1 protein-coding gene is annotated in these 4,208 nt (G+C 75.4%); it reads right to left on the minus strand.

The features are described from left to right. The coding region (locus ACZ6TV_RS55085; protein ID WP_465309744.1) for a type I polyketide synthase at positions 1–4,208 on the minus strand (4,208 nt) is incomplete at both ends.

Below are 4,208 nucleotides of genomic sequence, written 5' to 3' on the forward strand. Positions count from 1 at the left end.
AGGTTGGGTGCGGTTTTGTTGGTGGTGATGGCGGTGAGTGCGGTGGTGAGGTCGCGGGTGGTGGTGCCGATGATCACGGCCCGGTGATCGAAGTGGCTCCGGGTCGTGGACAGGGCATGCGCCACATCGGCGGGCCGCAGGTCGGGGTGTTCGGTGAGGTGGGTGTGCAGGGTCTTGGCCTGTGCGCGGAGCGCGGCGGGGGTACGCGCGGAGACGAGCCACGCCACAGGGGAATCCGCATCCGAAGCCGGGTCGGGGTCTGGGATGGGGACCGGTGCCGGGGCGGGTGGTTCCTCGAGGATGACGTGGGCGTTGGTGCCCGAGATGCCGAAGGCCGACACCCCCGCCCGGCGCGGCCGGCTGCCGGGCCACGGCGCGTTCTCGGTGAGCAGGGCGACCTCGCCGGCGTCCCAGTCGACGTGCGGGCTGGCGTGATCGGCGTGCAGGGTCTTCGGGAAGGTGCCGTGCCGCATCGCCTGGATCATCTTGATGACGCCGGCGACACCCGCCGCCGCCTGCGTGTGGCCGATGTTCGACTTCACCGAGCCCAGGCGTAGCGGACGGTCGCCGGGCCGGTCCTGGCCGTACGTGGCGAGCAGCGCCTGGGCTTCGATCGGGTCGCCCAGCGTGGTGCCGGTGCCGTGCGCCTCGACCGCGTCGACGTCCGCGGCGTCGAGCCCGGCGTTGGCGAGGGCCTGCCGGATGACGCGTTGCTGTGACAGGCCGTTGGGCGCGGTGAGGCCGTTGCTGGCACCGTCGTTGTTGATCGCCGAACCGCGGACCACGGCGAGGATCGGGTGGCCGTTGCGTTCGGCGTCGGAGAGCCGCTCCAGCAGCAGCATCCCGGCGCCCTCCGCCCAGCCGGTCCCGTCCGCACCGGCACCGAACGGCTTGCACCGCCCGTCCGGCGCCAGCCCCCGCTGCCGCGAGAAGGTGATGAAGATCGAGGGTGTGGTCATGACCGTGGCACCGCCGCTGAGGACGAGGTCGCATTCGCCGCTGCGGAGCGCCTGGCACGCCTGGTGCAACGCCACCAGCGACGACGAGCACGCCGTGTCCACCGTCACCGCCGGCCCTTCCAGGCCGAGGGTGTACGCCACCCGGCCCGAGGCGACGCTGCTCATCGCCGACGTCGCGAAGTAGCCTTCCAGGCCGCTGTCGGGGCGGGTGAGCAGCCGGGTGCCGTAGTCGTTGTAGATGACGCCGACGAACACGCCGGTACGGCTGCCGCGCAGGCTCGCCGGGTCGATCCGGCCCCGCTCGATCGCCTCCCACGCCGTCTCCAGCAACAGCCGCTGCTGCGGGTCCATCGCCGCCGCCTCACGCGGGCTGATCCCGAAGAACTCGGCGTCGAAGTCCGCGGCCTCCGCGAGGAAGCCACCCTCACGCGCGGACACGGTCCCCGGCCGGTCCGGGTCCGGGTCGTACAGGTCGGTGAGATCCCATCCCCGGCCCGCGGGCACCGGCGTGATCGCGTCGCCGCCGCCGGCGATCAGCTCCCAGAGGTCGTCCGGGGTGGCCACGCCGCCGGGGAAGCGGCACGCCATGCCCACCACCGCGATCGGCTCGTCGGCCGGCGACGACTCCCGCGCGACCGCGTCGGCCTCGCCGGATCCGGCTCCCTGCAACAGTTCCCGGACGTGCTCGGCCAGCCGGGCCGCCTCCGGGTAGTCGAAGATGACCGTCGCGGGCAGGACCAGACCGGTCGCGGCGTTGAGCCGGTTGCGCAGCTCGACGGCGGTCAGCGAGTCGAAGCCGAGGGCCTTGAACGGGCGGCGCTCGTCGAACGCCTCGCCGGCGCCGAGCCCCAGGACGGCGGACGCCTCGGCGCGCACCAGGTCGGTGGCCATGCGCTGCCGCTCGGTCCCGGTGGCCGCGGCGAACCGCTCCTGCCAGGGCAGGTCGGCGCCGGCCGTGGCGGACCGCCGGGGTGCCGCACCGGCCAGCGTCATCAGGACCGGTGCGAGCAGGCCCGCCCGCGCCTGGGCGCGCATCGCGGGCAGGTCCAGCCGCGCCGGCACGAGCACCGGCGCGTCGACGGCCGCCGCCGCGTCGAAGAGCGCCAGCCCGTCGAGGGTCGCCAGCGGCGCCAGCCCGCCCCGCGCCATCCGCGTGAAGTCCGCGTCGCTCAGCCGGGCCGTCATGCCGCCGGTGGGTTCCCAGAGTCCCCAGGCGAGTGCGGTGGCGGGGTGTCCGGTGGTGTGGCGGTGTTGGGCGAGGGCGTCGAGGAAGGTGTTGGCGGCGGCGTAGTTGGCTTGTCCGGGTGTGCCGATGGTGCCGGCGATGGAGGAGAAGAGGATGAAGGCGGTGAGGTCGGTGTCGTGGGTCAGTTCGTGCAGGTTCCAGGCACCGTCGACCTTGGCGCGTAGCACGGCGTCGACCCGCTCGGGCGTGAGCGACGCGACCGTGCCGTCGTCGAGCACCCCGGCGGCGTGGATCACCGCGCGCACCGGGTGCTCCGCCGGGACACTGCCCAGCACGTCGCGGAGCGCGGCCCGGTCGGCGGCGTCGCACGCGGCGACGGTCACCTCCGCGCCGAGCTCGGCCAGCTCGGCCAGCGGCCCCTCCAGCCCGTCGGCGTCGCGCCCCGACCTGCTGGTGAGCAGCAGGTGCCGGACGCCGTGCCCGGTGACGAGGTGACGCGCGAGCCGCAGGCCGAGACCCCCGGTGCCGCCGGTGATCAGCACCGTGCCGGCCGGGTCGTACGGCGTGGCGGGGCGCCCGTCCGCGGGCGCCGGTCGCAGGCGTGGCACGCGGACCGCACCGTCGAGCACCGCCAGCTGCGGCTCGTCGCCGGCCAGCGCGGCGCGCACCAGCTCCGGCGTCGCGGTGTCGTCGAGGTCCAGCACGACCAGCCGGCCGGGGTGCTCGGTCTGCGCGGACCGCAGCAGCCCCCACACGGGTGCCGTCGCCAGGTCGTGCATGTGCCCGGCGGCGGGTGCGGCACCGCGGGTGACGACGGCCAGCCGCATCCCGGCGAACGTCTCGTCGCCGAGCCACGCCTGCAGCAACGCCAGCGTCCAGTTGACGGCGGTGTACGCGCCGGTGACGGGCGACCCGCCGGTGCCGCGCGGCGGTGCGGCCAGCACCACGCCGGGCCGGTCCCCGCCGGCGGCGAGGTGGGCCCGCAGCGCGTCCAGGGCGGGATACGAGTCGAGGTCGGGCAGCTGCGGCGGCGGGTCGCCGAGGGCCGCGAGGACGAGGGGCCGTCCGGTCTCGGCTTCCGGCGCGGGGATCCATTCCGGCAGGTACACCCCGCCGTCGGCGAGCGCGGTGCGGGGCGCCGGCCGCAGCGCGAGCGAGGTCACGTCGGCGACCGGCGTGCCGTCGGTGGCGGTCATCGACACCCGCACGGTGTCCACCCCGGCGGGGGAGATGCGCACCCGCATGGTCGTGGCGGCCGCGGCGTACCGGCTGACCCCCGACCAGGCGAAGGGCAGCAGCATGCGGGCCGGGTCGTGGATCAGCCCGACGACGGGGTGCAGCGCGGCGTCGAGCAGCGCGGGATGCAGGCCGAAGCCGGCCGCGTCCTGCACGGCGACCTCCGCGTAGACGTCCTCGCCGTGCCGCCACGCCGCGCGCAGCCCCTGGAACGCCGGCCCGTACGCGTATCCGTGGTCGGCGAGGCGCTCGTACAGCTCGGCGACGTTCTCGGCGACGGCGCCCCGCGGTGGCCACTGGCCGGTCGCCGGGCGCGGCACGGAGCCGGCGGCCTCGACGGTGCCGGCGGCGTGCCGGGTCCAGGTGGATGCCGGGTCGTCGTCGTCCGGCCGCGCGAACAGCTCCACCCGGCGCCGTCCGGAAGGATCGGCGGGCCCGAGCACCAGCTGCGTCCGCAGCGCGGCTTCGCCCGGCAGTACCAGAGGAGCCTCCACCGTGAGGTCCCGCACGGCGGGGAGACCGGCCCGCGCGCCGGCGGCCAGCGCCAGCTCGACCATCGCCGCGCCGGGCAGCAGCACCGCTCCGCCGGCGACGTGGTCGGCCAGCCACGGGTGCAGGCGGTTGGAGATCCGGTTGGTGAACAGCACGCCGTCCGAACCGGCCACCGGCACGGCCGCGCCCAGCAGCGGATGGCTGGTGGCCTGCATGCCGAGGGCCGAGGCGTCGGTGTCCGCGGTGGGGTTGAGCCAGTGGTGTTGGTGTTGGAAGGGGTAGGTGGGGAGGTTGGTGGGTTGGGGGTTGGTGGGTTTGGGCCAGGTGGTGTGGTG

The sequence above is a fragment of the Dactylosporangium sp. NPDC051087 genome (assembly GCF_055586325.1).